This window comes from Marinobacter piscis, from assembly GCF_007671655.1.
Classification (GTDB): Bacteria; Pseudomonadota; Gammaproteobacteria; order Pseudomonadales; family Oleiphilaceae; genus Marinobacter; species Marinobacter piscensis.
Genome location: NZ_VCGX01000001.1, coordinates 98,327 through 121,762 on the forward strand (window position 1 = coordinate 98,327; position 23,436 = coordinate 121,762).

Sequence of the window (23,436 nt, forward strand, 5' to 3'; positions counted from 1 at the left end):
AACATATAAACAACATATATGTATTAGCAGGAACGAACATGCAGGCTATACCAACGACAGATCAGGCCACCTCCCCCAGCGTCAGCCAGCTTTTCGGCTACCCTTTTCGCATTTTCTTTCTCTCGATGACCATCCTGGCACTACTGGTCATCCCCCTTTGGGTTTTACAGGTAACCGGTGCTATTAACCTGCCCCTGGCAATGCCGGGGCTGTTCTGGCATCAGCACGAAATGCTGTTTGGTTTTCTGTCCGCCGCCATAGCCGGATTCCTGCTGACCGCTGTTTGTGTCTGGACACAGACAGAGCGTACCCACGGTTTCCGACTGGTATTACTGTGGGGCGTCTGGCTGGCCGGGCGTCTGCTCCTGGCACTGGGAGCTGACCTGCCAGACTGGCTGATTCAGGGGTTCAACCTGGCCTTCCTGCCGCTGGTCATGCTGGATGCCGGCTGGCGTATCTGGCACGCCAGACAAAAACGCCAGATTATGATCATGGTGGTTCTGGGCTTGCTGTGGCTGATGCAGATAGGGTTTGTTACCCGTCTGGACATGGCCTACAGCCATGGCGCACTGATTATGGCCCTGGCGTTGATCAGCATTGTCGGCGGCCGCATTACACCTGCATTCACAACCGGCTGGCTGCGCAAGCAGGGGCTGGACCCCAGCGCCATAAAAACCAGCCCGGGGCTGGATATGGCCACATTATTCTCCATGATTTTACTGACCGCTTCGCTGGTGACTGGGTGGCAGACCCTTACCGGTATTCTCGCGGTCATTGCCGGTACCCTTACACTGATTCGTCTTTATAACTGGAAAGGCTGGCTGGCCCGCACGGAACCCCTCTTATGGGTACTTCACCTCTCCATCCTGTGGGTACCGGTTTCGCTGTATCTGCTGGCAGGCACGCTGTTCGCTGACTGGCCTTCAAACGCATGGAGCCACGCGGCCGGCACAGGCGCTATCAGCTGCCTGATCCTGGGTGTTATAGCCCGGGTAACGCTTGGACATACTGGCCGCCCGCTTGTGCTTCCCAAAGGCATGGTGATTGCCTTTATAGCAGTGCAGTTGTCAGCACTGATTCGTGTGGTTACCGCTTTCGACATCATTCCCTGGCACCCTGGAATTGGCAGCAGCAGCCTGCTCTTTATTTTTGCCTACGGAATGTATCTGGTGCGCTATACCCGGATAATTGCCAGCCCCAGACCGGATGGCCGTGCAGGCTGACAGCCGCTGCCGTCTTTGAAGGGCAGGTTCGTGGGGAGCCTGCCCTTTTTTTATCTGCCCTTCCTGCTCGTAAACAGACAGCTTGCTTGCAACTCAGCCGTTTAAGCGTTAATTATCCACTAATGGTCAATAGCAACCGGTGAAATAAACGGTAAAGTATCCTTCATATCATTCTGTAACAGAGACTACGGCAATATGAACCCGGATCATTTTGATAAAGAAGACCTGATAAAATGCGGTCATGGCGATCTGTTCCCGGGCGCCATGCGGCTGCCCATAGACGAAATGCTGATGGTTGACCGTATCACCCATATAGCCGACGACGACGGCCTGTATGGTAAAGGCAGTCTGGTGGCAGAGCTGGACATCAACCCGGACCTCTGGTTTTTCAAAGTGCACTTTGTAGACGACCCGGTGATGCCTGGCTGCCTTGGGCTTGATGCCATGTGGCAGTTAGTCGGTTTTTTCCTGGCCTGGGGCGGTGGTGAAGGCAAAGGCCGCGCTCTGGGATCTGGAGAAGTAAAGTTCACCGGTCAGGTTCTGCCGACCAATAAAAAAGTGCGCTATTACCTCGATATCAAGCGTGTGGTCAGACGTAAGCTTACTCTGGCCATTGCAGATGGACGCATGGAAGTGGATGGCCGGGAAATCTACACAGCCAAAGACCTTCGGGTTGGTATGTTCACTTCCACCGACGATTTTTAGGAGCTAACAAGATGCGTCGTGTAGTTATCACCGGCATGGGGATTGTCTCCAGCCTCGGCACCAACCAGAAAGAAGTCACCCGCTCCCTGAAGGAGTCCATACCCGGCATAGGTTTCAGCCAGGAAGCCAAGGACAACGGCCTGCGCAGCCATATATGCGGCCAGATCGACCTGGACCTTCCGGAGCTGATCAATCGCAAACTGTTGCGTTTTATGTCTCCTGCAGCTGCTTATTCATACTTGGCAGCGTGTGAGGCCATTGAACAGGCAGGCCTCAGTAAGGAACACCTGACAGCCAACAGCACAGGGTGTGTCTTCGGTACCGGCGGCGCCTCAACGGTGCAGCTGCTGGATGCTATTGATACTCACCGTGACCGGGGCATTCGCCGGGTTGGCCCCTACCGGGTACCCCGCACTATGGGCAGCGCCATTAACGCGTCCATCTCCACCGCTTTTGGCATTACCGGCATCAACTATGGCATCACGTCAGCATGCGCAACCAGTGCCCACACCATTGGCCACGCTGCAGACCAGATCGCACTTGGTCGCCAGGATGTGATGCTGGCCGGCGGCGGCGAAGACATCCACTGGACACTGAGCCTTATGTTCGACGCCATGGGTGCGCTTTCAACCAAGTACAACGACACGCCGGGCGTGGCTTCACGCACCTACGACAAAGACCGGGATGGCTTTGTTATCTCCGGCGGCGGTGGCACTGTGGTTCTGGAAGCGCTTGAGCACGCAGAAGCCCGGGGCGCCGATATTATTGCCGAAGTGGTCGGTTTTGGTGCGACGTCCGACGGCGCAGACATGGTGGCGCCCAGCGGTGAAGGTGCGGTTCGTTGCATGCAGCAGGCCATGAAGAACCTTGATGGCGAAATCAGCTACATCAACACCCACGGCACCAGCACGCCTGCTGGTGATATTACTGAGCTTGAAGCCCTGAAACAGACCTTTGGTGACAAGATTCCGCCACTGAGCTCCACCAAACCCCTGTGCGGTCATGCCCTGGGTGCTGCCGGTGTCCATGAGGCTGTGTACAGCCTGATCATGCAGCGGGAGGGCTTTATTGCACCCTCAGCCAACATCCAGAACCTGGACGAAGGCGCTGAGGGTTACCCGATTGTCCGCTCACGCCAGGATAACCAGAACCTTGACCTTGTTATGAGTAACAGTTTCGGTTTTGGCGGCACCAACGCCACGCTGGTGTTCAAAAAGCACTGATTCTAGGAGAATCGTGCAGAGCGATATTCAGCCGGCGAAGTGCCCATCCAGCGCTTGAACGCCCGGCTGAATGCGCTTAACTCTGAAAAACCAAGCTGCTCGGCAATTTCCACCAGCGGCTTGCTTTTGTCCTGCATGTAAGTCAGCGCTTGTTTTCGACGCACATCTTCCAGCAGCCGGGCAAAGGTCAACCCTTCCCGTTTCAGTTTTTTGTGAAGCGTGTACCGGCTCATGTGTAACTGGGCTGCAACCACTTCAACACCCACCTTGCCCCGGGCAAGCTGAATGCTGATCAGCGTACTTACCTTGTTACTTAATGAAACCCGCACCACCTCTGGATTCAGAGGCTCTGACGCCATTCTTTATTCCTCCTGACTCAAAATACCGACCACTCACTTTCAGCCTACAGCGTACACGTGTTAGCTGAAACGAATCAATTATACGTTTGAGCAGGATCAAGGGAAAGTACAGCCGCCTGCGGCAGAATAGCCCGTCACTGATTTATCCCGGAGCCCACATGAACATCCCGGAATTACTGGCGCCTGCCGGTACCCCAAAACACCTTGAAACAGCCTTTGCCTACGGTGCCGATGCCGTCTATGCCGGCCAGCCACGCTACTCGCTGCGAGTGCGCAACAACAGCTTCAAGGATGCGGCAGCCATAGGCGCCGGCATCCAGCGTGCCCACGAACTGGGCAAACAGTTTTATCTGGTCTCAAATATCGCCCCCCATAACGACAAGGTGCGCTCCTATCTGCGGGACCTGGCCCCCATACTGGAGCACAAGCCGGATGCACTGATCATGTCAGACCCGGGCCTGATTATGCTGGTAAAAGAACAGTGGCCGGACCAGCCGATTCACTTGTCTGTGCAGGCCAATGCCGTGAACTGGGCGACCGTTGAGTTCTGGCGTCGCCAGGGCATCAGCCGGGTTATCCTCTCCCGGGAGCTTGCCCTTGGTGAGATCCGCGATATTCGGGAGCGAGTGCCGCAAATGGAGCTGGAGGTATTTGTTCACGGCGCCCTGTGCATGGCTTATTCCGGGCGTTGCCTGCTTTCTGGCTATATGAACCACAGGGATGCCAACCAGGGCGCCTGTACCAACGCCTGCCGCTGGAACTATAAAGAAGTGCAGCACACCCATGATCAGACCGGCGACCTGATTGCCTCCTCTGCCGCCAGTGATGTCCGGAATGCCGAGCCCAAAGAGATTCTGCTGGAAGAACCCAACCGCCCCGGCAGCTTTATTCCCGCATACGAAGATGAGCACGGCACTTACATCATGAACTCCCGGGATCTTCGGGCAGTGCAGCATGTTGCGGAACTGGCTGCCATGGGTGTTCACTCCCTGAAAATAGAGGGACGCACCAAAAGCACCTACTACGTTGCCCGCACGACGCAAGTCTACCGCCACGCTATTGACCAGGCAGTCCAGGGAAAGCCGTTCGACATGAACCTGATGAATCAACTGGAGGCGCTGTCCAACCGGGGCTACACCGAAGGTTTCCTGCGCCGGCACCTGCCGCAGGAATATCAGACCTATGAAAAAGGCTCTTCGTACCTGGGAACCCAGCAGGTCGTTGGCACCGTTATGGATGCAGACGATCAGTGGCTCACCATCGATGTCAAAAACAGATTTTCTCCGAACGACCCTCTGGAGCTGATCACACCAGCGGGTAACCTGCAGTTTTCGGCTCCGGTTATGGAAAACCGCAAGGGTGTTGCCATGAGTCATGCACCTGGCAGCGGCCATATTGTGCGTATACCCCGTCCCCCACACATGCCGGAGGCTTTAAGTCACAGCTTCCTGACCCGGATCCTGCCGCCCCGGCCCTGAACCGGCTCCGTATAAACTCATACAACCCTCATTTACATGCGCCAGCCTTCGCCTCTGGCGCATGTATTACGGTATAATTTACTTTCCTTCCTTTTAATACCTGACTAATTTACTCTGGTATTGTATAATCGAAAACCAGAAGCAACAGATCAGCCCCGCAACCGGCACAGGTTGCAGGCAAAACCATAGGGCCTGAGGGCCCGCAAGAGAGAATACGGAGCGACGATCATGGCGACCACCGATCAAGAGGTGACCGAACTGATCAAACGGGAATACGAACACGGTTTCGTGACAGATATCGAAGCACACTCGTTCGAGCCCGGTTTGAATGAAGATGTTATCGCCCGCCTTTCTGCTATCAAGAAAGAGCCGGAGTTTATGCTTGAATGGCGTCTCAACGCCTATCGTCGCTGGCTTGAAATGGAAGAGCCAGACTGGGCGCATCTGGGCTATGACAAAATCGACTACAACTCGATTTCCTATTACTCAGCCCCCAAACGCAAAGAAGACATGCCCCAGAGCCTCGACGAGGTAGACCCCGAGCTCCTGAGAACTTACGAAAAGCTGGGCATTCCACTCCACGAGCGGGAAATGCTGGCCGGCGTTGCAGTAGACGCAGTGTTTGATTCTGTTTCCGTCGCCACGACGTTCAAGGAACCTCTGGCGAAAGCCGGTGTTATTTTCTGCTCGATTTCAGAAGCAATACGCGACTACCCGGAACTGGTCCAGAAATATCTCGGCAGTGTTGTTCCACACACGGACAACTTCTTTGCCGGTCTTAACTCTGCAGTGTTCTCGGACGGAACATTTGTGTATGTGCCCAAGGGCGTTCGTTGCCCCATGGAGCTTTCCACCTACTTCCGCATTAACGCTGCCAACACCGGGCAGTTTGAGCGCACTCTGATCATTGCCGATGAAGGCAGCCACGTCAGCTATCTGGAAGGCTGTACGGCACCCATGCGTGACGAAAACCAGCTGCACGCAGCGGTAGTAGAACTGATCGCCCTGGACGATGCCGAGATCAAGTACTCAACGGTGCAGAACTGGTACCCGGGCGACGAGCACGGCAAAGGCGGTATTTTCAACTTTGTTACCAAGCGCGGCGCGTGCATGGGCAAGAACTCCAAAATCTCCTGGACTCAGGTTGAAACCGGCTCTGCCGTTACCTGGAAGTACCCGAGCTGCATCCTGCGTGGTGAGAACAGCGTGGGCGAGTTCTACTCAGTCGCGCTTACTCACAACTATCAGCAGGCCGACACAGGCACCAAAATGATCCATCTGGGTAAAAACACATCCAGCACGATCATTTCAAAAGGTATCTCTGCTGGCAGAAGCTCCAACGTGTATCGCGGTCTGGTCAAGTTCGGGCCCCGGGCAGAAGGTGCGCGCAACTTTACCGAGTGTGACTCACTGCTGATCGGCGACCGTTGCGGTGCCCACACGTTCCCGTACATCGAAAGCCTGAACAAATCCGCCGTTGTGGAACACGAAGCCACCACGTCTAAAGTCAGCGACGAGCAGATGTTCCTCTGCCGCCAGCGTGGCATAGACCCGGAGCGAGCTGTTTCCATGATCGTGAACGGTTTCTGTAAGGAAGTGTTCAAGGAGCTGCCCATGGAGTTTGCTGTGGAAGCAGGCAAGCTTCTGGAAGTAAGCCTTGAAGGCTCAGTCGGTTAAGTTCATAAAATTTTCAGATTACAGAGAGAAGCCTACACATGCTGAGTATCAAAAACCTGCACGCATCCGTTGAGGGCAACGAAATCCTCAAGGGCATCGACCTGGAGGTAAAAGCGGGTGAAGTACACGCCATTATGGGACCCAACGGCTCGGGTAAAAGTACCCTTGCCCAGGTGCTCGCAGGCAACGATACCTTTGAAGTAACCGCCGGCGAAGTCATCTTCAGTGGTGACGATCTGCTGGAAAAAAAGACCGAAGACCGTGCCCGCGATGGCGTGTTCCTGGCCTTTCAGTATCCGGTAGAAATCCCGGGCGTCAGTAACATGCAGTTCATGCGCACAGCCGTGAACGCCTTGCGCCATCACCGGGGCGAGCCGGAAATGAACGCAGCAGAGTTCATGAAGCTGGCACGCGAGGTTTCAAAGCAGGTAGACCTGGACCCCGCATTTCTCAAGCGCGGTGTTAACGAAGGTTTTTCCGGCGGTGAAAAGAAGCGTAACGAAATCATGCAGGCTCTGATGCTGCAACCGAGCCTGGCCATTCTGGATGAGACCGACTCCGGGCTGGATATCGACGCACTCAAGGTTGTATCCGACGGGGTGAATGCGCTGCGCTCTGAAGACCGCGCCATTCTGATGGTGACCCACTATCAGCGCCTTCTTGACCACATTGTTCCTGACTTTGTACACGTTCTGGCGGATGGCAAGATTGTAAAATCCGGTGGTCGCGAACTGGCTCTGGAACTGGAAGAGCGTGGCTATAGCTGGCTGGGCATTGCAGAAGACGAAGCCACTGAAGCCAGCTCAGCCAATTAAGGAGGTCGCGGAATGAAACCAGCACCTACTCTTTCCACCGCGTTCCTGCAGCCGGCTGGCCAGGCACTGCCGGCACCCTTACTGGAGCTGCGTAAGCAGCGCGGTGCCGCCCTGGTAGACATGCCTCTGCCAACGCGGAAAACGGAAAACTGGAAATACTCCAGCAAGCGCCTGAAGCTTACTGAAGAGATGGCGATTTCGTTGCCGACGACCGGCAAGGCCGGCAGCGCACTGGCTGTTCCTGGCTACAAGGTAGTGTTCACCAACGGCGTGATGATTCCCGAAGCCAGCGAATATCCGGACCTGGACGACATCAGTATCCAGCGCTTCGGCGAGCTATCCGAAGCCCAGGCCAGAGATCTGGCCGAGCGCCTGGACAGCACTCTGGACATGAAGACCGTGCAGTTTGCCGGTCTGAACACTGCCCGGTTTGAGGATGGGCTGGTCATTCGCCTGAATCCGAATGCTGTGCTTGACCAGCCTTTGTTTATTATCAACGAAGTGACAGCCGACGCCAGTGGCTCTGCCTTTCCGCGCATTTATGTAGATGCCGGAGCCAACAGCCAGATCACCCTGGTTGAAGAGTATATTTCCAGCGGGCAGGAGCCGGTCATGGTGAATACTGTGACCGAGTTCACCCTGGCCGAAGGCGCTAACGTCACCAATATCCGCCTGTGCATGGACGGCGAAAACGTTCAGCACATTGGCGCAACCGGTGTGCGTCAGCAGCGCAACTCACGCTTTGAAAGCCACTGCATGGGCTTTGGTGGCCCTCTGCGCCGCCATGACCTGCAGGTCAGGCTCGAAGAGCAAGGCGCCGAGTGCAAGCTCAATGGCGTGGTGGTTACTCAGGGCACTCAACACTACGACAATCACACCACGATTGAGCATATTGCAGCCAATTGTGACAGTGAAGAGACCTACCGCAACATTGCCACGGATAAATCCCATGCAGTGTTTAACGGTCGGATTCATATTCACCAGGACGCCCAGAAGTCCAACGCGAATATGAACAACAAGAACCTGTTGCTCACAACCGGCGCAGAAATTGATACCAAGCCCGAGCTTGAAATCTACGCCGACGATGTAAAGTGTGCTCACGGTGCAACCATTGGACAACTCGACGAAGAGTCGCTGTTTTACCTGGTATCGCGAGGCATTCCCCGTCGTGAAGCGAACGTGCTTCTGACTATGGCATTTATCAATGAGCTGGTTGTCCAGATTCCGGTGGAAGCGGTAAGGGAAACCGTGCATACCCGTCTCAACCAGTTCTTTGATCAAGCATTCCAGGAGGTCTGACCGGTATGAACGATCTGTCCGTGGCAAACACAGTTACCCAAAAGGCGTTCGATGTAGAAGCCGTACGCCGGGACTTCCCCATCCTGTCCCAACAGGTAAACGGAAAGCCACTGGTGTATCTGGACAATGGTGCGTCTGCCCAGAAACCCACCGCTGTTCTGGACGCCATGGACCGCTACTACCGGGAAATGCATTCCAACGTACACCGTGGCGCCCATACCCTGGGCGACCGGGCGACGACCGCATTTGAAGGGGCCAGGGAAACCGTTCGCCGCTTTCTGAATGCAGCCAGCACCCGGGAAATCATCTGGACCCGGGGTACCACCGAGGCCATCAACCTGGTGGCCAATGGCCTGGCGCCACGCCTCAAGGCCGGGGACGAAATTCTGGTGAGCCATATGGAGCATCATGCCAACATCGTCCCCTGGCAGATGATCGCTGAGCGCACGGGCGCCAGGGTAGTCCCGGTCCAGATCACGCCCCAGGGCGAACTGGATATGGACTCCTTCTACAGCCTGCTGAATGAACGCACCCGTATCCTGGCTATAAGCCATGTATCCAACGTACTGGGCACCATCAATCCGGTTGCCGAGCTGATAAAGCACGCAAAAGCGCGCGATATTATCACTCTGCTGGACGGTGCTCAGGCGGTACCTCACTTCCAGCCGGATATGCAGGCTCTGGATTGTGATTTCTATGTTTTCTCATCCCATAAGCTGTTCGGGCCTACCGGCATCGGCGTACTTTATGGAAAAGCAGCCCTGCTGGAGGAGATGCCTCCTTACCAGGGGGGCGGCGAGATGATTGAAAGAGTGACCTTCCAGCGTACGACCTGGAACACTCTCCCGTACAAGTTTGAGGCAGGCACACCGGCCATCGCCGAGGCCGTCGGCCTTGCAGCCGCACTTGATTACCTCGACAGCCTCGACAGGCCCGCGATGGAGTCTGCTGAAAACGCCTTAATGAAGCGTGCCGAGCAACTGGTTGAAACTGTGCCAGGCATGTCCATAATTGGTACTGCAGAGAACAAGGTGCCGGTTATGTCCTTTAAAATTGAGGGTTTGCACCCCAGTGATATAGGCACCCTGCTTGACCAGCAAGGCATCGCAATTCGGACAGGGCATCATTGCGCCATGCCGCTGATGGATTTCTACGGAGTTCCCGGTACAGCGCGGGCCTCCTTTGCGTTCTATAATACACAGAGCGAGGTGGAGCAGTTGTTTGCCGCCTTGCTGAAAGTTCAGCGCCTGTTTGCCTGATGGAGGAGACACCATGACAACCGAAGTCTTCACGCCGACCGTAGGTGTCACCATGACACCAAGTGCCGTCAAGCACGTGCGTAAGCAACTCGACAAAGCATCCGGTGCCAAAGGCATTCGGCTGACGATCAAGAAAAGCGGATGCTCCGGCTTCAAGTACGAAACCCAGTGGGTTGATGAGGCCCTGGCGGACGATACAGTCTTCCACATTGATGGCGTTGATGTGTTCGTGAAAGAGGAACACCTGCCCCTGGTGAACGGAATCGAGATTGATTTTGTTACTGAGGGTGTGAATTCCATGTTCCAGTTCCGCAACCCGAACGCCACCGCCGAGTGCGGCTGTGGTGAGAGTTTTACAGTAAGCTGAGGTATAACCCGGTATGCAAGAACGTGAAGTTGTCCTGACAAAGCGTGAGGTGGAAGCCCGCCTTGTTCCCAACGGAACAGAAGTCATGATTCCGGCCGACAGTTTTGTCACTATCACGCAATCACTGGGCGGATCCTTTACTGTTTCGGTCAACGGTAATCTGGCCCGCATTGAAGGCCATAACGCTGACGCTCTGGGCAAAAAACCGCTGGAAAGCAGCTTTGAGACGCCGGAAGACGGCACCGTTAACGAAAACCAGGTGTGGGAAGCCATACGCAACTGCTACGATCCGGAGATCCCCGTTAACGTCGTAGACCTGGGGTTGATATACGAGTGCCGGATTGAACATGACACAGAAGACGGCAATCATATTTTTATCCTGATGACGCTGACCGCTGCCGGATGTGGTATGGGACCAGTCATTACCGAGGATGTAAAAACCAAGGTTGAGCATGTACCCAACGTGGACAAGGTAACAGTAGAGCTTACTTTTGATCCGCCATGGAACAGCGACATGCTGACAGACGAAGCTAGACTCGAACTGGGAATGTTTTAAATGCCAGCCACAGAACAAGACTTTCTGAACAACCCTCTCGGAAAAAACCCGACTCTGGAAGACGTGCTCGACGGTTTCGAGTTTCTTGATGACTGGGAAGAGCGGTACGCGTTCATTATTGATCTGGGTAATCAGTTACCCGCCTTTCCGGATGATGCCCGCGTTGAAGAGAACTACGTTCACGGGTGCCAGAGTCAGGTGTGGCTGATTTCACATTTTGATGAAGCCAGCGGCAAGCTTTATTTGCTGATTGATTCAGACGCAATGATCGTACGCGGGCTGGCTGCAATGATCCTGGTGGCACTCAATGGTAAAGCTCCACGTGACCTGCTGGCCACGGACATTGATGAACTGTTTGAGCGCCTGGATTTATTCCGCCACATCTCACCAACCCGCGGCAACGGGCTGCGCGCCATGGTCGGAAAGATCCGGGATATTGCGGCTGCTGAAACAGCAGCCTGATTAATATACCGGGTTCCTGCAAGCTACCAGATAATAGCCATATCGCCACGTTGAATGTTCACTTGCCCGCCAACCCCAGGCATGGTGCCGCTACTGAAGTCGGGGTGCACACTGTTCAGTGTGACCCTGACCTGACTATCGCTCAGTTCCGGCGTACCTCCGAGTGAGTCAAAGTAGCGGGCGCTGCGATAAAGGTGCAGTTCATCTCCAGGACGTAAGCCTGCGGTTGCACCTGAATCCAGGGTTACCTTGTTCCCTTCAACCCGGGTGATCCGGGTCATAAAAGGCTGGCATGAAAGAGCTTCAGCTACAGCCTTTTTCATCTCCGTTACAGTACCGGCTACTGCCTTGCCATACTCTGTTTTCCGAAAGCCCGGGGAACCGAATCCCGCGGACTGCCCGGGTTTGGCATTCCATTTTGCCGTTGCTTCGAAACGCTGCTGAAAAACCGGCGACCCGCTGAAGCCATCCAGCATGACCACCTCGGCTACAAAACGCCGGCGCTGATCGGCCATTCCCACACCCCGCTGCATCTTGTCCAGAATGGAAGAACCCCACGCTGAAGCGTCAGTCAGCCCCAAATCCCGGATAACCCCGGTTACAACAAACTGTGCGCCCATCTCGCGGGCCAGCTGCGTAACATTTGTCAAACGGTTATCGCTTTTCTGTGTCGTGGGGGCGTTCATCAGGTCGGAATACAAACGGGATCTGGTTGCCGAAAGCACTTGCAGACTTCCCGTTTCCCGCAGGCCCTGTAGCAGCTGCTGAGGCAAAACCTCACCGGCATCGCCGATCCGCCCGCTTTGTGTTTGCTCCGGATGCAGCACAGGGAAACCGGTAACCGCCAACCGTTTACTCAATCGGCCACCTTTGCCAGAGCTGCACTCTGCCGCTCCAGAAGAGACCTCCCCGCGCACTGTTACGCGCAAAAGGTTGCCACTGCGATGCTCGTCAATAATACTGACATTCTGCACCCGGCCCCGGGTATCGAGGCTGACCCGGGAATCTGTCAGGGCGCCATTTTCCATTGTATCCCGGGCGCTGACTCGTGCTTCGTGCTGCAACGCAAGATCACGAACAGCGGCATTGCGGGCTTCCGTTCGGGCCGATTCCAGGTCGTTACCGGAAATATTGGCATACCCAACACCTTCCAGTGCCAGTGCCTGCGCACTGGCCACCAGCAGCAGGACCCCGGCCAAGTAACAGCCTGCCTGCTGTATCAGCCAGCCCGAAAGCCTGCCCACGGCTTCCTTTTTCTGCTTCTGCTCAAACTGCCTCACACTGCTTTCCTCCGGCTCAGTCCAGATAATAAAGTGAGCCGGCACTGCGGCTCTCAACATCCCCTACCCTGTCACTCTCAAGGGGCATAGGTATCGGGCAGAGGTTCTGCACCTCATCCGCCGAGACCCTGGCTACGCACTCCCGGAAGCGGGGCTCCAGTTTCAGCTCCATGACCGTCTCAACAACCCCGTCATTATGCTCATTCACGGCCACTGTCTTGGCACCGCGTATGTAACTGTCCACATAAGCCCGGTATGCATCATTACCAAGAACAAAATCATTTACCGTGGAGCTGCCATAAACCACGGCGCCATAAACCCGCTCGGCAAGGTTGCGGTATGCATCCAGCCGTGAGGCTCTGCGCGCCATTAACCGCTGACGGGTACCCGAGCTTTCCCCGGCACTTTGCGCATAGGTACCGTAACCGCTGACCCGCACAGTAACCGGTTCAAAACGCCCGTTATTCCGCTCTGCTTTGCTGTCGCTGTCGCGGTACCCCCCCACAGGTGCGCAAGCGGCAAGCACAAAAACGATAAACGAAATAAACACCCAGCGAATGATCATGTTCTTGCCTCCGGAGTACATTTCGAAATTACCATGAAAATATCACGCCAGGTTTTATAGGCTCATGATATCTCGCGCTTTAACAGGTTTTAACAAGAACCATAACGGGATAACCGGCAAAGATCTGCCTGCATTTTACAGACCGGACACAAACCGTTACCGGCTGTGTAATGTGTGCTTGCGCTCATTGTTCTAACATTGCACGAGTTTAATAATCCAAAAACACATGCTACAAGGTCTTCGAATGCATCCGTATCGTCTCTCCAGAGTGTTTGTTGCACTCAGTCTTTCGGCTATTACCACTTCCGCGCTTGCCAGCCCCCAGGCTTTTATGTCCTCTCGCTCATTTGCCATGGCCGGGACCGGCGTGGCAATTGCACATCCCTCCTCTGCTACCTTCACAAACCCGGCAATGATGGCAGCGGATCACCACGCCTGGGCTGACGACTTTGGTCTGACCCTGCCCTCCATCAATGCAAGACTTGCGGATGAAGAGGAAACGATTGACCAGATTGACGATATTCAGGATGCCATCGACCAATTTGGTTCTCAGAAATACTCATCCCCGGAACAGGCTCAAGCAACTGCAAAAGACCTGCTACAGCGTCTTGAAGCGCTGGATGGAGATACAATGCGCGCCAATGTCGGGCTGGGGCTGAGTGTGGCCGTTCCCAGCAAAGTAGTTGCCATGGGCTTCTTCGCTCGCGGCAATCTCACCGCAACGGTTCGCGGCGAGCTCGACGAAGGAGACCGAAAGACTTTACAGGAGCTTGTGGACCTCGATCCGCAGAACCCTGAGCTGCAAAACAAAGACCTCAGTAAAGACCTTGAATCGCGCGGCACAATCCTCGCCTCTGCAGTTGCGGAAGCCGGGCTCAGCTTTGCCCATTCACTGGACCTGCATAACGGCGGTTCACTGCAGCTGGGCTTTGCCCCAAAATACGTTGAACTGCGAACCTTCCAGTATTCAGAGACTGTCTCCAGCTTTGAAGACGACGAGTTTGACAGCGACCAGTACCAGACCGAGAAAAACGGTTTTAACCTGGATGTAGGGGCCGCCTACGCCTTCGGCGCCGAGAAACAGTGGAATGCAGGTATTGCCATTAAAAACCTGATTCCGATGAAGCTGGACTCAAAATCAACAGGCACAGACCAGCACACGCTTCGCCTTGACCCCATGGCCACAATTGGTCTTGCTCATAAAAGCAACTACCACGTGATCACGGCTGAAGTAGACCTGACTGAAAAAGAGGCCTTTGGCTTTGAGGACGACACTCAGTGGCTTGCCCTGGGCGCCGAGTTTGATGCCTGGCGTTACGCTCAGCTCCGTGCGGGTGTTCGCCACAACCTGGCGAGCAACAGCGATAACAGTGGCATTGAGGAAAAGACCCAGTATACCGCCGGGCTTGGCCTGAACTTGATGGGCGTACGCTTTGATCTGGGTGCGCTGTTCAGCAGTGCCGATGTGGGTGCTGCCCTGGAGCTTGGCACCTCTTTCTGAGCCTGCCCGTAAAGTTTGCCTGCGCCCTCCGGGAAACGGATAATTCCCGGACATTTCTCTGAAAGGAACCCGATCCTTGATGAAAACCTATATGGTGGGCGGCGCCGTTCGCGACGAGTTACTGGGCCTGGATGTCCGGGACCGGGACTGGGTGGTGGTTGGCGCTACCCCGGAGCAAATGCTTGCACAGGGCTTCACCCAGGTAGGCTCGGACTTCCCTGTGTTTCTGCACCCGAAAACCCGGGAGGAATACGCCCTCGCCCGCACCGAGCGCAAGCAGGGGCATGGTTATCATGGATTTTCGGTTTACAGTGCACCGGATGTGACACTGGAAGAAGATCTGCAACGCAGAGACCTCACCATTAATGCAATGGCGCGCTCCGAGCAGGGAGAACTGACCGACCCGTTTAACGGCAAAAAAGACCTGGAAGCGCGACAACTGCGCCATGTTTCAGACGCATTCAGGGAAGACCCCCTGCGCATTCTGAGAACCGCACGTTTTGCAGCACGCTTTGAGCCTCTGGGTTTTCGTGTCTGTCCGGAGACCATGGAGCTGATGCGGGCCATGGTTGCCGAAGGCGAAGTCGCACACCTGGTACCTGAACGCGTGTGGCAGGAGGTCCAGCGAGCCTTGCATGAGCACGCCCCCGCCACGTTTTTCCGGGTTCTCCGGGAGTGCGGTGCACTCGATGTCCTGATCCCGGAACTGGTCCCTGAAACCCAGTTCCATGCTGCTATGAGCGCTCTTGAGTGTGTACACGCTGCCCAGGGTGCAACTGCAGAACGCTTTGCAGCACTGTGCTGTGCGCTTGATGATGCAACCTGTACCGTAAGAGCCAAAGCCTTGAAGGCACCTAATGACTGTCAGCAGCTTGCCCGGTTGCTGGTTACCTTTATGCCTGTTATCCAGCAGCTCAACCCGGTACAGCCAGACGCCGGCATTCTGCTCAGCCTGCTGGAAAAAGCAGACCTGTGGCGGCGCCCGGAACGTTTTGCACAACTGATCCGCACGCTTGAATGTGCCCTCGCCCCCAGTGATCAACAACTCCTGACCTGCATCGGAAAAGCCGCAGATGCTGCTTCCGGTGTAAACCCACAGGCTCTGATCAAGGAAGGGTTTACCGGCAAGGAGCTGGGTGATGCGATCCGAAGCGAACGCTTGTCGCGCATCGCTCAGGCTCTTTCATCTACACCGGACTAAGGACGCCCCCATGACACCCCCTGTTGCACTGATTACCGGATCTGCCCACCGCCTTGGGGCACGCACGGCGCGGCTACTTCACGACCGTGGCTGGAACCTGATTATTCACTACCGTAGCCGTGAAGGTCAGGCACTCGACCTTGCAGAAACAATGAACCAGCAGCGCCAGAGCTCTGCCGTGGCACTGCAAGCCGATTTGAGCCAAATGCCCGATGTAAAGCGTCTTGGCGACCTGGCTGTCGCACACTGGGGGCGCCTGGACGCGCTGGTTAATAACGCCTCAGTGTTCTACCCCAATCCCACGCCTGATGTAACCGGGAACGACTGGGATACCATTATGCACACCAATCTCAAAGCTCCTTTTTTTCTGCTGCAAACCTGCCTGCCCGCCCTGAAAAAACACACCGGCAGTGTTGTAAACCTGATTGATATTTACAGTGAACGCCCACTCCCGGAGCACCCGCTTTACTGCGCCAGCAAAGCCGGGCTTGCTGCCCTTACCCGCGCCTGGGCCAGAGACCTGGCGCCAGAGGTACGGGTAAACGGAGTATCCCCCGGTGCTATTCTCTGGCCGGAAGGTGAAGCAGCTATTGATACTGAATACCAGAACAGCATTCTGGACAAGACCCCTCTCAGGCGAACCGGCACACCGGATGACATAGCCGGCACCATCGCTTTCCTCCTTATGGATGCTCCGTTTATTACCGGTCAGATCCTCACTGTCGATGGTGGCCGAAGCCTTAACATCTGAGCGCCGTATGCGCGGGATGCTGTTACCGGTTCCTTCTTTCCGGCTACAATGCAACCACTTAACTCAACTAACCGGAGAAACCGCATGCGTGATGTCGTTATAGTTGCAGCCCGGCGTACAGCCATCGGGGCTTTTGGCGGAGGCTTGTCCAGCCTCCGTGCAGATCAGCTTGGCACTGCTGTTATTAAAGCGCTTCTGGAAGAAACCGGCGTTGCCGGCGAACAGATCAACGAAGTAGTTCTGGGACAGGTGCTCACTGCAGGATCCGGCCAGAACCCGGCTCGCCAGTCCGCTATAAATGCGGGCATTCCGGCGTCTGTACCTGCGATGACAATCAATAAGGTCTGTGGCTCTGGCCTGAAGGCTGTCCATATGGCGGTACAGGCAATTCGCGGCGGCGATGCCGACATGATGATTGCCGGCGGCCAGGAAAGCATGAGCCAGGCTCCCCATGTTCTGCCCAACAGCCGCAACGGCCAGCGTATGGGTAACTGGACCATGATCGACACCATGATTACAGATGGTCTGTGGGATGCTTTCAACGATTATCATATGGGGATCACTGCCGAGAACATCGTGGAGAAGTATGGCATCAGCCGGGAAGAGCAGGATGAGTTTGCAGCTGCTTCCCAGCAGAAAGCCGCTGCTGCCCGCGAAGCCGGACGCTTCGATGGTGAAGTTGTGCCTGTATCCATTCCGCAGCGCAAAGGTGATCCTCTCGTTGTGAACCGGGACGAGGGCCCCCGCGATGGCGTCACTGCAGAGAGCCTGGCCAGGCTCCGTCCGGCGTTCAAAAAAGACGGCACAGTCACCGCTGCCAACGCCTCATCCCTTAACGACGGTGCCGCAGCGGTTATGGTGTGTAGTGCCGAGAAGGCCAAAGAGCTTGGCTTGACGCCGCTGGCGACCATCAAGGCCCACGCCAACGCCGGCGTTGATCCCACGATTATGGGTACCGGCCCGATTCCAGCCAGTCAGCGCTGCCTGAAGCTGGCCGGCTGGGATGTGAATGATCTGGACCTGGTGGAAGCGAACGAAGCGTTCGCAGCCCAGGCGATCTCGGTAAACCGGGACATGGGCTGGGACACCACAAAGGTAAACGTGAACGGCGGCGCGATTGCTCTGGGACACCCTATCGGCGCGTCCGGCTGCCGTATTCTGGTATCCCTGCTGCACGAAATGGTACGCCGTGATGCCAACAAAGGCCTGGCAACACTGTGTATTGGTGGCGGCATGGGCGTCGCCCTGGCCGTGGAGCGCTAAGTTCCGGTGCTGAATGTGGTGCTGTATGAGCCGGAGATACCACCCAATACGGGTAATATCATCCGGCTCTGCGCCAATACTGGCTGCCGGCTGCATCTGATTGAGCCTTTGGGGTTTAACCTCGAAGACAAACAGATGCGGCGGGCGGGCCTGGATTACAGTGAATACGCCTCGGTAAACATTCATGAAAACTACCAGGCGTTTCTGGACAGCGAACAACCAAAGCGGCTGTTTGCCCTCACCACCAAAGGGCACGGGTACTACCATGAAGTTGTTTATCAGGCGGGCGACTACCTGATGTTCGGGCCCGAAACCCGTGGCCTGCCAGCGGTCATACGGGAAAGCCTGCCTCTGGCAAACTGCCTGAAGGTGCCTATGCGGCCCGAAAGTCGCAGCCTGAACCTGTCCAACACGGCCGCTCTGGTGGTTTACGAGGCTTGGCGGCAACTTGAGTTTTGCGGTGCGAGCCCTGGCCACGATAACGTATCGTAGTCTTTCGCACACCTGCCGTCCCGGGGAACGACCAGCGGATACCCCTCTTCAAGATTCAGAATTCTAGCCGACAATCCGTACACTTCCGCCAGTGCCGATTCAGTCAGAACGTCTAAGGGCTCGCCAGAGCTATGGCATTGTCCTTCATGCAACAATAGCAACCGATCAGCAAACCGGGCGGCCAGATTGAGATCGTGAGCAACCGCCAGCACCGCAAACCCACGCTGCCACGCCAGCTTGCGAAGCAGTGAAAAAACCTGCTGCTGATGAGCCGGGTCCAGTGCCGAGGTGCACTCATCCAGCAATAGCAGGACCGGCTTGCGGGTGTCCCAGACCTGCGCCAGCACGCGTGCCAGCTGAACCCGCTGTTGCTCACCACCAGACAAACCGGGTGCCAGCCGACTTTGCAGATGCGTTATATCCAGCAATGCCATCAGTTCTTCAAGAATCGGCTGACTTTTGCTCAAGGGTTCCGGAGGGCGCCCCAGGCGCACGATTTCTTCCACCGTCAACGGAAAGTTCACCTCGACTCTCTGGGGCATAACCGCCCGTTGGCGCGCCAGGCATTTGCCGGTCCAGTCCTTCAAAGCTTTTCCGGCCAAGGCCACACTCCCTGCATGGATCTTATACTCACCTGCCAGGGCCTTCAGTAACGTGGATTTACCCGCGCCATTAGGCCCGAGCACCACAAGTAACTCACCCGCATCCAGCTGAAAATCAAGACGGTCTACAATCTGCCTGCCTCCGAGCCGGACGCTTGCATTATCCACCCGTAAAAGCATCAGGTTACCCTCGTTCGTAACAACAGCAACAGGAAAAATGGCCCACCAATCAACGCCATCATCAGCCCAATGGGCAGTTCTGCGGGAGCCACCACAACTCGCGCCAGGCAATCCGCACCCACCAATAAAGTGCCACCGGCAAGCGCACTGGCCGGAATAACAATGCGGTGTCCAGCACCCAGGCTATGACGCACCAGATGCGGGACAACCAGCCCCACAAACCCGATGAGCCCGCTAACAGCAACAGCTGCGCCAACACCCAACCCGGCAATCAGAATAGTAATCCGTTTAGTCCAGTCGGTGTTGTACCCCAGGTGGCCAACGACCTGTTCGCCCAGCAAAAATGCATCCAGGGGTCGCGCCAGAAAGGGCGCCGCGCATAAAGAAACCACCAGCCAGGGTGCCGCCATGGCAACGTCATCCCAGGCAGCGTGGCCCAGACTGCCCATGGTCCAGAAGGTCAATGAACGCAATTCTTCATCGGAAGAGTAAAAAGTCAGCAAGCCGGTACCCGCACCGGCAATGGCGTTAATGGCAATGCCTGCCAGCAGGAGCGTGGCCACGGAGGTCTCCCCGGCCCGGCGAGCAATGCGCCAGGCCAGAAACACAGTGCCACTGCCGCCTGCAAAAGCCGCAATGGGCAGTGCCCAATTACCGGCAAGGTCTACCCAGCCTCCCAACCAAGTACCTCCAAGTACAATCACGGCAATAGCGGCAAGTGATGCGCCCGCAGATACGCCAATCAATCCCGGATCTGCCAGAGGGTTTCGGAACAACCCCTGCAGCAGTGCCCCGGATACGGCCAAAACGGCACCAACCAGAAACCCCAGAACCAACCGGGGCAGGCGCACGTCAACAAACACCATCCTGGCAACCTCATCCTCAAGGTCACCAACAAGTACTCCCAGAATATCGCCGGCTGACAATGGATATGCGCCGTTCGTAACCGATACAACCGAAACAGCCAGTGCTGCAGTCAGCATAAGAATAAGCGCCGGCCCACGAGCGAGCCGGCCAGAGGCGTCAGTGACCATTACTGGCAACCTGCTCCGCTTCTTTCAACAAACTGGCCACTTCTTTCATGGCCTTTGGCAATCTGGGGCCGAAGCCCAGTAGCAACATGCTGTCGCCCACGTAGTACCGGCCCTGTTTCCAGGCATCCAGAGCCGCTAACTGGGGCCACTGATCAATGCGGAACTGCCCGGGGCGGGATTCTGCCACCACTATGGCATCCGGGTGCGAGGCCAGCAGCGCCTCGCGACTGGCTGGCTTGTAGCCGCGCACATCAGGTATGGCATTGCGGGCACCCACGGCTTGCAGCAAAGCCTGACCTGCAGTATTCCGTCCGGCCATCATCACCCCATGATCTCCTGCTGCCATAAGGAACAATACACGGGCGGAAGCGCTGCCAGCTGGTGGAGGGTCTTCAGCAATCCCTATATCTGCAATTCGCTTTTGCATCTCTGCCGCCATGGCGTCGGCCCTCGCCTCCTTACCCACAATTCGACCGACTTCACGAATGCGCGCCATAGTATCGGCAGGCGACCTGGCCAAGGGTAGCTGAACGACTGCAACACCAGCCTGCTCCAGACGCTCCAAAGTCCTGGCAGGCTCCGCTTCATCGGTAGTCAAAAGCACATCCGGCTTCAGGGCCAGCACACCTTCAAACGGCAGTGCCCGCAGATAGCCCACCTTGGGCAGTGAATTCACTGCCTCGGGATAATTGCTGGTGGTATCCACGCCCACTAGGCGATCTTGTGCGCCCAGGGCGTAAACCGTTTCCGTGATACTGCCGTCGGCACTGATAATGCGGGGTTCCCCTGCCTTTGCCAGGGTTACGAACGACAAGCAAACCGCGCAAATGGCTACAAGAACCATCACACGCATAGACGTTTCTCCAGAGCCGCCACTTCACGCTGCCAGTGTTCGGGTTCCGGATTGCCCGGCTTGCGATCACCAAACAAGGTCACCACAATTTCACCCTTGGCGTTATAGCCTTCCAGGGAGGTGATGGTGCCATCTGTAGACGGCCGACGAACCACAAACCAGTCGCTGATGCCGTCGGTGTTGGCGTGCAGATTAAAGCCTTTATCCAGCACGTTTATCCAGGGACCCATACGCTTAACATTGCCGACGGTACCGGCAAAAATCTGGACAATGCCCGGGTTGCCCACAAACACCATAATCGCGCACTGACTGGCCTTTGCCTGCTCCAGAATCTGATCCAGCGGCGAAAGTACGTCGTCGGTTGAGCGCTTCAGGCGGGTAACCCATTTGGACCCGACCAGCTCAACTGCAGTTTGCCGATCCACCTTGTTGCGCTTGAGCATGGCGTGGAAGTGGTGCACGTCTTTGAGCTTTGACCAGTCTTCCTTCAGGGCGCCAACATCCACTGTGCCCGAGTCCGTGCGCTCAGCTGGGGCCGGCGCCGCCGTCAGCACCGGGGCTTCTGCCGCCGGATTGAGGTACTCACCCACCAGCGCATCCCAGGCTGAAGTGTTCGTGGCCCCGGTTTTGTAGATCTTGTGCAGCGCCATGCCATGGGCATTGAAAAACTGCAGACTTTCCCGAGTAATCTTGCCGGTATTCTCGGTAACCAGATATCCGTGTGCCCAACTGTTAAAGAATACCCGCACATCAATATCACCCACAGCCAGCCCCATGGCGCCCTTGCCGGCAACGGTAAACTTGTTGAAGGTAGCGGTGATCTCGTGCACTACCTGATCGTTACGCGTGAGAATCATCACATCTCCCACCGCATCCATAGCCTTCATGAGCTCGCCGAACTCAGCTTTAAGAGGCTGAACTCCCTCGGTTCGACAAAGCAGCAGCTCCAGCTCGCTCACACCCAGTTCATTGGCGGCATTGCGAATGCGAAGTTTGGGCAGCGTCGCCAGCAGTGCCTGCCAGCGGCTGTTCAACGATTCGTTCACCTGTTTTTCTGGCGCGTCCATTGTTGCGGTCATTTCAGTTGTCTCCTTCGGTCAGTGAGGCTTCGGTCCAACGCACAATAGGCTGGCCGGATTCTGTGTCGTCGCCGTAGTAGCCGGCAATCTGCACGGCGTATACAGGTGCGGCTGGATCATTGGAATCTGTGTCTATGGCGTAAACGCGGTAGTTGGGGCGAAGCACATGGCCGGCTGTCTGGTCGTAGGCATACCAGCTCGCCACATTGAATACACCGCTGGCGTCTGCAGCGTATAAGCCTGTAATCGACTGGCCACTAACGGGTTCGTCTGTAGCTTTGCGATACTCCCTGAGCTTCTCCCAGCTGAACTCCCCTAATGCACCACCGTTGCCATCGCCGGAAACGCCACTGTTGGTGCGCAGCTCAAGACTGCGAGCATCTACATCAAAAACCAGTTTGATGTCCCATAAATCAGAGGTTTCACAATCTACGGTATTACCAGCACCCGAGCCCTGGCCCTGAGTGACGCCTTCATCAAAATCAAAACAGGTTTCCAGTTGAGAAAGGGAACCGCTAAACGCGACATCCTTATTGGTGAACTGCTCAGCCCCTTCAGGCTGGACATCAAACCTGATTCTGAAACCGTTATTCGTGGCGGTTGGTGCAGGATCAAACTTGAGCATTTCAACGCGCATACGAGCGTAGCTGTTGCCCTCAGCCGAACGCACCAGCCAGCCTATGCTGTCATTTTGCACAACCGAGTGCGTCTTAAGATCATAGGTGTACCACTTGTCACCAAAGAGATTGGCAACTTCACCTCCATACCAATGATCAGGCGCCGGGTAAGCAGCCGTCAGAGCAGACATTTCCGAGTCGTCATTGGCGGCCTGCTCCAGCAAATCGAACCTGGGCTCGCCGCTGCCTGTATAAAACTTGTCCTGAGGCTCAAGAACCGCACCTTTCACACTGCCCGCACCCACGTCGCCGTTGTTCACCTGAATCGCGTCCCGCTTGAATGAGAGGTGCCAGCCAGAAGAACTCCTGGCTTCTTCCTCGGTAAGCTTCACAATTCTGCCGGTAACCAGATTCAGATAGGTGGCTTTATCGTATGACTTCGCATCGATGACCTTTCGCGAAGCCTGACTATCCGGATCATTCTCACTGGGTGTACCCAGAGTATTGTCACTGCCCCCGCAACCGGCGAGTAGCGCCGTTGATACGGCCATCCCCAGCAAAACCCGAGTGTTGTTCATTGTTCATCTCCTTGTTG

24 protein-coding genes are annotated in these 23,436 nt (G+C 55.9%); 16 read left to right on the top strand and 8 right to left on the bottom strand.

From position 1 onward, the window contains the following. Positions 1–38: 38 nt before the first annotated feature. The 3 genes from FFI95_RS00445 (at position 39) to FFI95_RS00455 (ending at position 3,151) form a co-directional block, all read left to right on the top strand. Complete coding sequence (locus FFI95_RS00445) at positions 39–1,223, top strand: NnrS family protein (RefSeq protein WP_144820385.1); 1,185 nt, start codon at positions 39–41, stop codon at positions 1,221–1,223. Positions 1,224–1,418: 195 nt separating this feature from the next. Then, complete coding sequence (gene fabA / locus FFI95_RS00450; RefSeq protein WP_144820386.1) at positions 1,419–1,928, top strand: bifunctional 3-hydroxydecanoyl-ACP dehydratase/trans-2-decenoyl-ACP isomerase; 510 nt, start codon at positions 1,419–1,421, stop codon at positions 1,926–1,928. Between the two features lie 11 nt (positions 1,929–1,939). Continuing rightward, positions 1,940–3,151: a beta-ketoacyl synthase N-terminal-like domain-containing protein gene (locus FFI95_RS00455; RefSeq protein WP_144820387.1), complete on the top strand. Its 1,212-nt coding sequence runs from the start codon at positions 1,940–1,942 to the stop codon at positions 3,149–3,151. Positions 3,152–3,153: 2 nt separating this feature from the next. Here the strand turns inward: FFI95_RS00455 and FFI95_RS00460 are convergent, their stop codons facing one another. Continuing rightward, on the bottom strand, positions 3,154–3,510 hold the full coding sequence (locus FFI95_RS00460; RefSeq protein ID WP_144820388.1) for a helix-turn-helix transcriptional regulator: 357 nt from the start codon (positions 3,508–3,510) through the stop codon (positions 3,154–3,156). Between the two features lie 158 nt (positions 3,511–3,668). Between FFI95_RS00460 and trhP the strand changes: the two genes are divergently transcribed. The 8 genes from trhP to FFI95_RS00500 all read left to right on the top strand — a co-directional run bounded on the left by trhP (position 3,669) and on the right by FFI95_RS00500 (position 11,423). Continuing rightward, entirely contained in the window at positions 3,669–4,988 is a 1,320-nt protein-coding gene (gene trhP / locus FFI95_RS00465; protein WP_144820389.1) for a prephenate-dependent tRNA uridine(34) hydroxylase TrhP, read from the top strand. Positions 4,989–5,216: 228 nt separating this feature from the next. Continuing rightward, a complete protein-coding gene (gene sufB / locus FFI95_RS00470; RefSeq protein ID WP_144820390.1) occupies positions 5,217–6,665 on the top strand; it encodes a Fe-S cluster assembly protein SufB in 1,449 nt (482 codons plus the stop codon). Between the two features lie 38 nt (positions 6,666–6,703). Beyond that, positions 6,704–7,480 (top strand): Fe-S cluster assembly ATPase SufC, encoded by a 777-nt coding sequence (gene sufC, locus FFI95_RS00475; protein WP_144820391.1) that lies wholly within the window; start codon positions 6,704–6,706, stop codon positions 7,478–7,480. A 12-nt stretch (positions 7,481–7,492) separates the two neighbouring features. Beyond that, positions 7,493–8,779: a Fe-S cluster assembly protein SufD gene (gene sufD, locus FFI95_RS00480; RefSeq protein WP_144820392.1), complete on the top strand. Its 1,287-nt coding sequence runs from the start codon at positions 7,493–7,495 to the stop codon at positions 8,777–8,779. A 5-nt stretch (positions 8,780–8,784) separates the two neighbouring features. Next, complete coding sequence (locus FFI95_RS00485) at positions 8,785–10,038, top strand: aminotransferase class V-fold PLP-dependent enzyme (RefSeq protein ID WP_144820393.1); 1,254 nt, start codon at positions 8,785–8,787, stop codon at positions 10,036–10,038. A gap of 13 nt (positions 10,039–10,051) precedes the next feature. Further along, positions 10,052–10,405: a HesB/IscA family protein gene (locus tag FFI95_RS00490; RefSeq protein ID WP_144820394.1), complete on the top strand. Its 354-nt coding sequence runs from the start codon at positions 10,052–10,054 to the stop codon at positions 10,403–10,405. Positions 10,406–10,418: 13 nt separating this feature from the next. Beyond that, the gene (gene sufT, locus FFI95_RS00495) at positions 10,419–10,961 is read left to right on the top strand and encodes a putative Fe-S cluster assembly protein SufT (protein WP_144820395.1); all 543 of its coding nucleotides are present in this window, start codon (positions 10,419–10,421) and stop codon (positions 10,959–10,961) included. Beyond that, positions 10,962–11,423: a SufE family protein gene (locus FFI95_RS00500; RefSeq protein WP_144820396.1), complete on the top strand. Its 462-nt coding sequence runs from the start codon at positions 10,962–10,964 to the stop codon at positions 11,421–11,423. It abuts the gene before it with no gap. A gap of 23 nt (positions 11,424–11,446) precedes the next feature. Here FFI95_RS00500 and FFI95_RS00505 read toward each other — a convergent pair whose 3' ends face one another. Both FFI95_RS00505 and FFI95_RS00510 read right to left on the bottom strand, forming a co-directional pair. Continuing rightward, positions 11,447–12,763, bottom strand: a complete 1,317-nt coding sequence (locus FFI95_RS00505; protein WP_144820397.1) for a flagellar assembly protein T N-terminal domain-containing protein — start codon at positions 12,761–12,763, stop codon at positions 11,447–11,449. Further along, positions 12,720–13,268, bottom strand: coding sequence for an LPP20 family lipoprotein (locus FFI95_RS00510; RefSeq protein ID WP_144820398.1), 549 nt, complete (start codon positions 13,266–13,268; stop codon positions 12,720–12,722). The genes FFI95_RS00505 and FFI95_RS00510 overlap by 44 nt, the downstream gene beginning before the upstream one ends. A gap of 244 nt (positions 13,269–13,512) precedes the next feature. Between FFI95_RS00510 and FFI95_RS00515 the strand changes: the two genes are divergently transcribed. The 5 genes from FFI95_RS00515 to trmL all read left to right on the top strand — a co-directional run bounded on the left by FFI95_RS00515 (position 13,513) and on the right by trmL (position 18,476). After that, entirely contained in the window at positions 13,513–14,769 is a 1,257-nt protein-coding gene (locus FFI95_RS00515; protein ID WP_144820399.1) for a conjugal transfer protein TraF, read from the top strand. Positions 14,770–14,848: 79 nt separating this feature from the next. After that, positions 14,849–15,970 carry a tRNA nucleotidyltransferase/poly(A) polymerase-related protein gene (locus tag FFI95_RS00520; RefSeq protein ID WP_144820400.1) on the top strand — a complete coding sequence of 374 codons (1,122 nt, stop codon included), beginning with the start codon at positions 14,849–14,851 and terminating at the stop codon, positions 15,968–15,970. Positions 15,971–15,980: 10 nt separating this feature from the next. Continuing rightward, complete coding sequence (locus tag FFI95_RS00525; RefSeq protein WP_144820401.1) at positions 15,981–16,721, top strand: pteridine reductase; 741 nt, start codon at positions 15,981–15,983, stop codon at positions 16,719–16,721. 84 nt (positions 16,722–16,805) lie between these two features. Then, the gene (locus FFI95_RS00530; RefSeq protein ID WP_144820402.1) at positions 16,806–17,984 is read left to right on the top strand and encodes an acetyl-CoA C-acetyltransferase; all 1,179 of its coding nucleotides are present in this window, start codon (positions 16,806–16,808) and stop codon (positions 17,982–17,984) included. Between the two features lie 6 nt (positions 17,985–17,990). Further along, positions 17,991–18,476, top strand: a complete 486-nt coding sequence (gene trmL / locus FFI95_RS00535; protein WP_144820403.1) for a tRNA (uridine(34)/cytosine(34)/5-carboxymethylaminomethyluridine(34)-2'-O)-methyltransferase TrmL — start codon at positions 17,991–17,993, stop codon at positions 18,474–18,476. On the opposite strand, the gene FFI95_RS00540 is transcribed toward trmL, so the two are convergent. Genes FFI95_RS00540 through FFI95_RS00560 form a run of 5 tightly spaced genes read right to left on the bottom strand, consistent with a single transcriptional unit; the run spans position 18,413 to position 23,419 of the window. Further along, a complete protein-coding gene (locus FFI95_RS00540) occupies positions 18,413–19,258 on the bottom strand; it encodes a heme ABC transporter ATP-binding protein (RefSeq protein WP_144820404.1) in 846 nt (281 codons plus the stop codon). The two genes, trmL and FFI95_RS00540, sit on opposite strands and share 64 nt — an antisense overlap. Next, positions 19,258–20,292, bottom strand: coding sequence for a FecCD family ABC transporter permease (locus FFI95_RS00545; RefSeq protein ID WP_144820405.1), 1,035 nt, complete (start codon positions 20,290–20,292; stop codon positions 19,258–19,260). Before FFI95_RS00545 ends, FFI95_RS00540 begins: the two co-directional genes overlap by 1 nt. Beyond that, positions 20,282–21,145 (bottom strand): heme/hemin ABC transporter substrate-binding protein, encoded by an 864-nt coding sequence (locus FFI95_RS00550; protein ID WP_144820406.1) that lies wholly within the window; start codon positions 21,143–21,145, stop codon positions 20,282–20,284. Before FFI95_RS00550 ends, FFI95_RS00545 begins: the two co-directional genes overlap by 11 nt. Continuing rightward, on the bottom strand, positions 21,136–22,224 hold the full coding sequence (locus FFI95_RS00555) for a hemin-degrading factor (protein WP_246069307.1): 1,089 nt from the start codon (positions 22,222–22,224) through the stop codon (positions 21,136–21,138). Before FFI95_RS00555 ends, FFI95_RS00550 begins: the two co-directional genes overlap by 10 nt. 1 nt (position 22,225) lies before the next feature. Beyond that, on the bottom strand, positions 22,226–23,419 hold the full coding sequence (locus FFI95_RS00560) for an HmuY family protein (RefSeq protein WP_144820407.1): 1,194 nt from the start codon (positions 23,417–23,419) through the stop codon (positions 22,226–22,228). Positions 23,420–23,436: the final 17 nt, after the last annotated feature.

What these genes read in the sequence shown, in the direction of transcription:
- FFI95_RS00445 (WP_144820385.1), top strand. Translation starts at nt 39, where the DNA reads ATGCAGGCTATACCAACGACAGATCAGGCCACCTCCCCCAGCGTCAGC.
- fabA (WP_144820386.1), top strand. Translation starts at nt 1,419, where the DNA reads ATGAACCCGGATCATTTTGATAAAGAAGACCTGATAAAATGCGGTCAT.
- FFI95_RS00455 (WP_144820387.1), top strand. Translation starts at nt 1,940, where the DNA reads ATGCGTCGTGTAGTTATCACCGGCATGGGGATTGTCTCCAGCCTCGGC.
- FFI95_RS00460 (WP_144820388.1), bottom strand. Translation starts at nt 3,510, where the DNA reads ATGGCGTCAGAGCCTCTGAATCCAGAGGTGGTGCGGGTTTCATTAAGT.
- trhP (WP_144820389.1), top strand. Translation starts at nt 3,669, where the DNA reads ATGAACATCCCGGAATTACTGGCGCCTGCCGGTACCCCAAAACACCTT.
- sufB (WP_144820390.1), top strand. Translation starts at nt 5,217, where the DNA reads ATGGCGACCACCGATCAAGAGGTGACCGAACTGATCAAACGGGAATAC.
- sufC (WP_144820391.1), top strand. Translation starts at nt 6,704, where the DNA reads ATGCTGAGTATCAAAAACCTGCACGCATCCGTTGAGGGCAACGAAATC.
- sufD (WP_144820392.1), top strand. Translation starts at nt 7,493, where the DNA reads ATGAAACCAGCACCTACTCTTTCCACCGCGTTCCTGCAGCCGGCTGGC.
- FFI95_RS00485 (WP_144820393.1), top strand. Translation starts at nt 8,785, where the DNA reads ATGAACGATCTGTCCGTGGCAAACACAGTTACCCAAAAGGCGTTCGAT.
- FFI95_RS00490 (WP_144820394.1), top strand. Translation starts at nt 10,052, where the DNA reads ATGACAACCGAAGTCTTCACGCCGACCGTAGGTGTCACCATGACACCA.
- sufT (WP_144820395.1), top strand. Translation starts at nt 10,419, where the DNA reads ATGCAAGAACGTGAAGTTGTCCTGACAAAGCGTGAGGTGGAAGCCCGC.
- FFI95_RS00500 (WP_144820396.1), top strand. Translation starts at nt 10,962, where the DNA reads ATGCCAGCCACAGAACAAGACTTTCTGAACAACCCTCTCGGAAAAAAC.
- FFI95_RS00505 (WP_144820397.1), bottom strand. Translation starts at nt 12,763, where the DNA reads ATGTTGAGAGCCGCAGTGCCGGCTCACTTTATTATCTGGACTGAGCCG.
- FFI95_RS00510 (WP_144820398.1), bottom strand. Translation starts at nt 13,268, where the DNA reads ATGATCATTCGCTGGGTGTTTATTTCGTTTATCGTTTTTGTGCTTGCC.
- FFI95_RS00515 (WP_144820399.1), top strand. Translation starts at nt 13,513, where the DNA reads ATGCATCCGTATCGTCTCTCCAGAGTGTTTGTTGCACTCAGTCTTTCG.
- FFI95_RS00520 (WP_144820400.1), top strand. Translation starts at nt 14,849, where the DNA reads ATGAAAACCTATATGGTGGGCGGCGCCGTTCGCGACGAGTTACTGGGC.
- FFI95_RS00525 (WP_144820401.1), top strand. Translation starts at nt 15,981, where the DNA reads ATGACACCCCCTGTTGCACTGATTACCGGATCTGCCCACCGCCTTGGG.
- FFI95_RS00530 (WP_144820402.1), top strand. Translation starts at nt 16,806, where the DNA reads ATGCGTGATGTCGTTATAGTTGCAGCCCGGCGTACAGCCATCGGGGCT.
- FFI95_RS00540 (WP_144820404.1), bottom strand. Translation starts at nt 19,258, where the DNA reads ATGCTTTTACGGGTGGATAATGCAAGCGTCCGGCTCGGAGGCAGGCAG.
- FFI95_RS00545 (WP_144820405.1), bottom strand. Translation starts at nt 20,292, where the DNA reads ATGGTCACTGACGCCTCTGGCCGGCTCGCTCGTGGGCCGGCGCTTATT.
- FFI95_RS00550 (WP_144820406.1), bottom strand. Translation starts at nt 21,145, where the DNA reads ATGCGTGTGATGGTTCTTGTAGCCATTTGCGCGGTTTGCTTGTCGTTC.
- FFI95_RS00555 (WP_246069307.1), bottom strand. Translation starts at nt 22,224, where the DNA reads ATGACCGCAACAATGGACGCGCCAGAAAAACAGGTGAACGAATCGTTG.
- FFI95_RS00560 (WP_144820407.1), bottom strand. Translation starts at nt 23,419, where the DNA reads ATGAACAACACTCGGGTTTTGCTGGGGATGGCCGTATCAACGGCGCTA.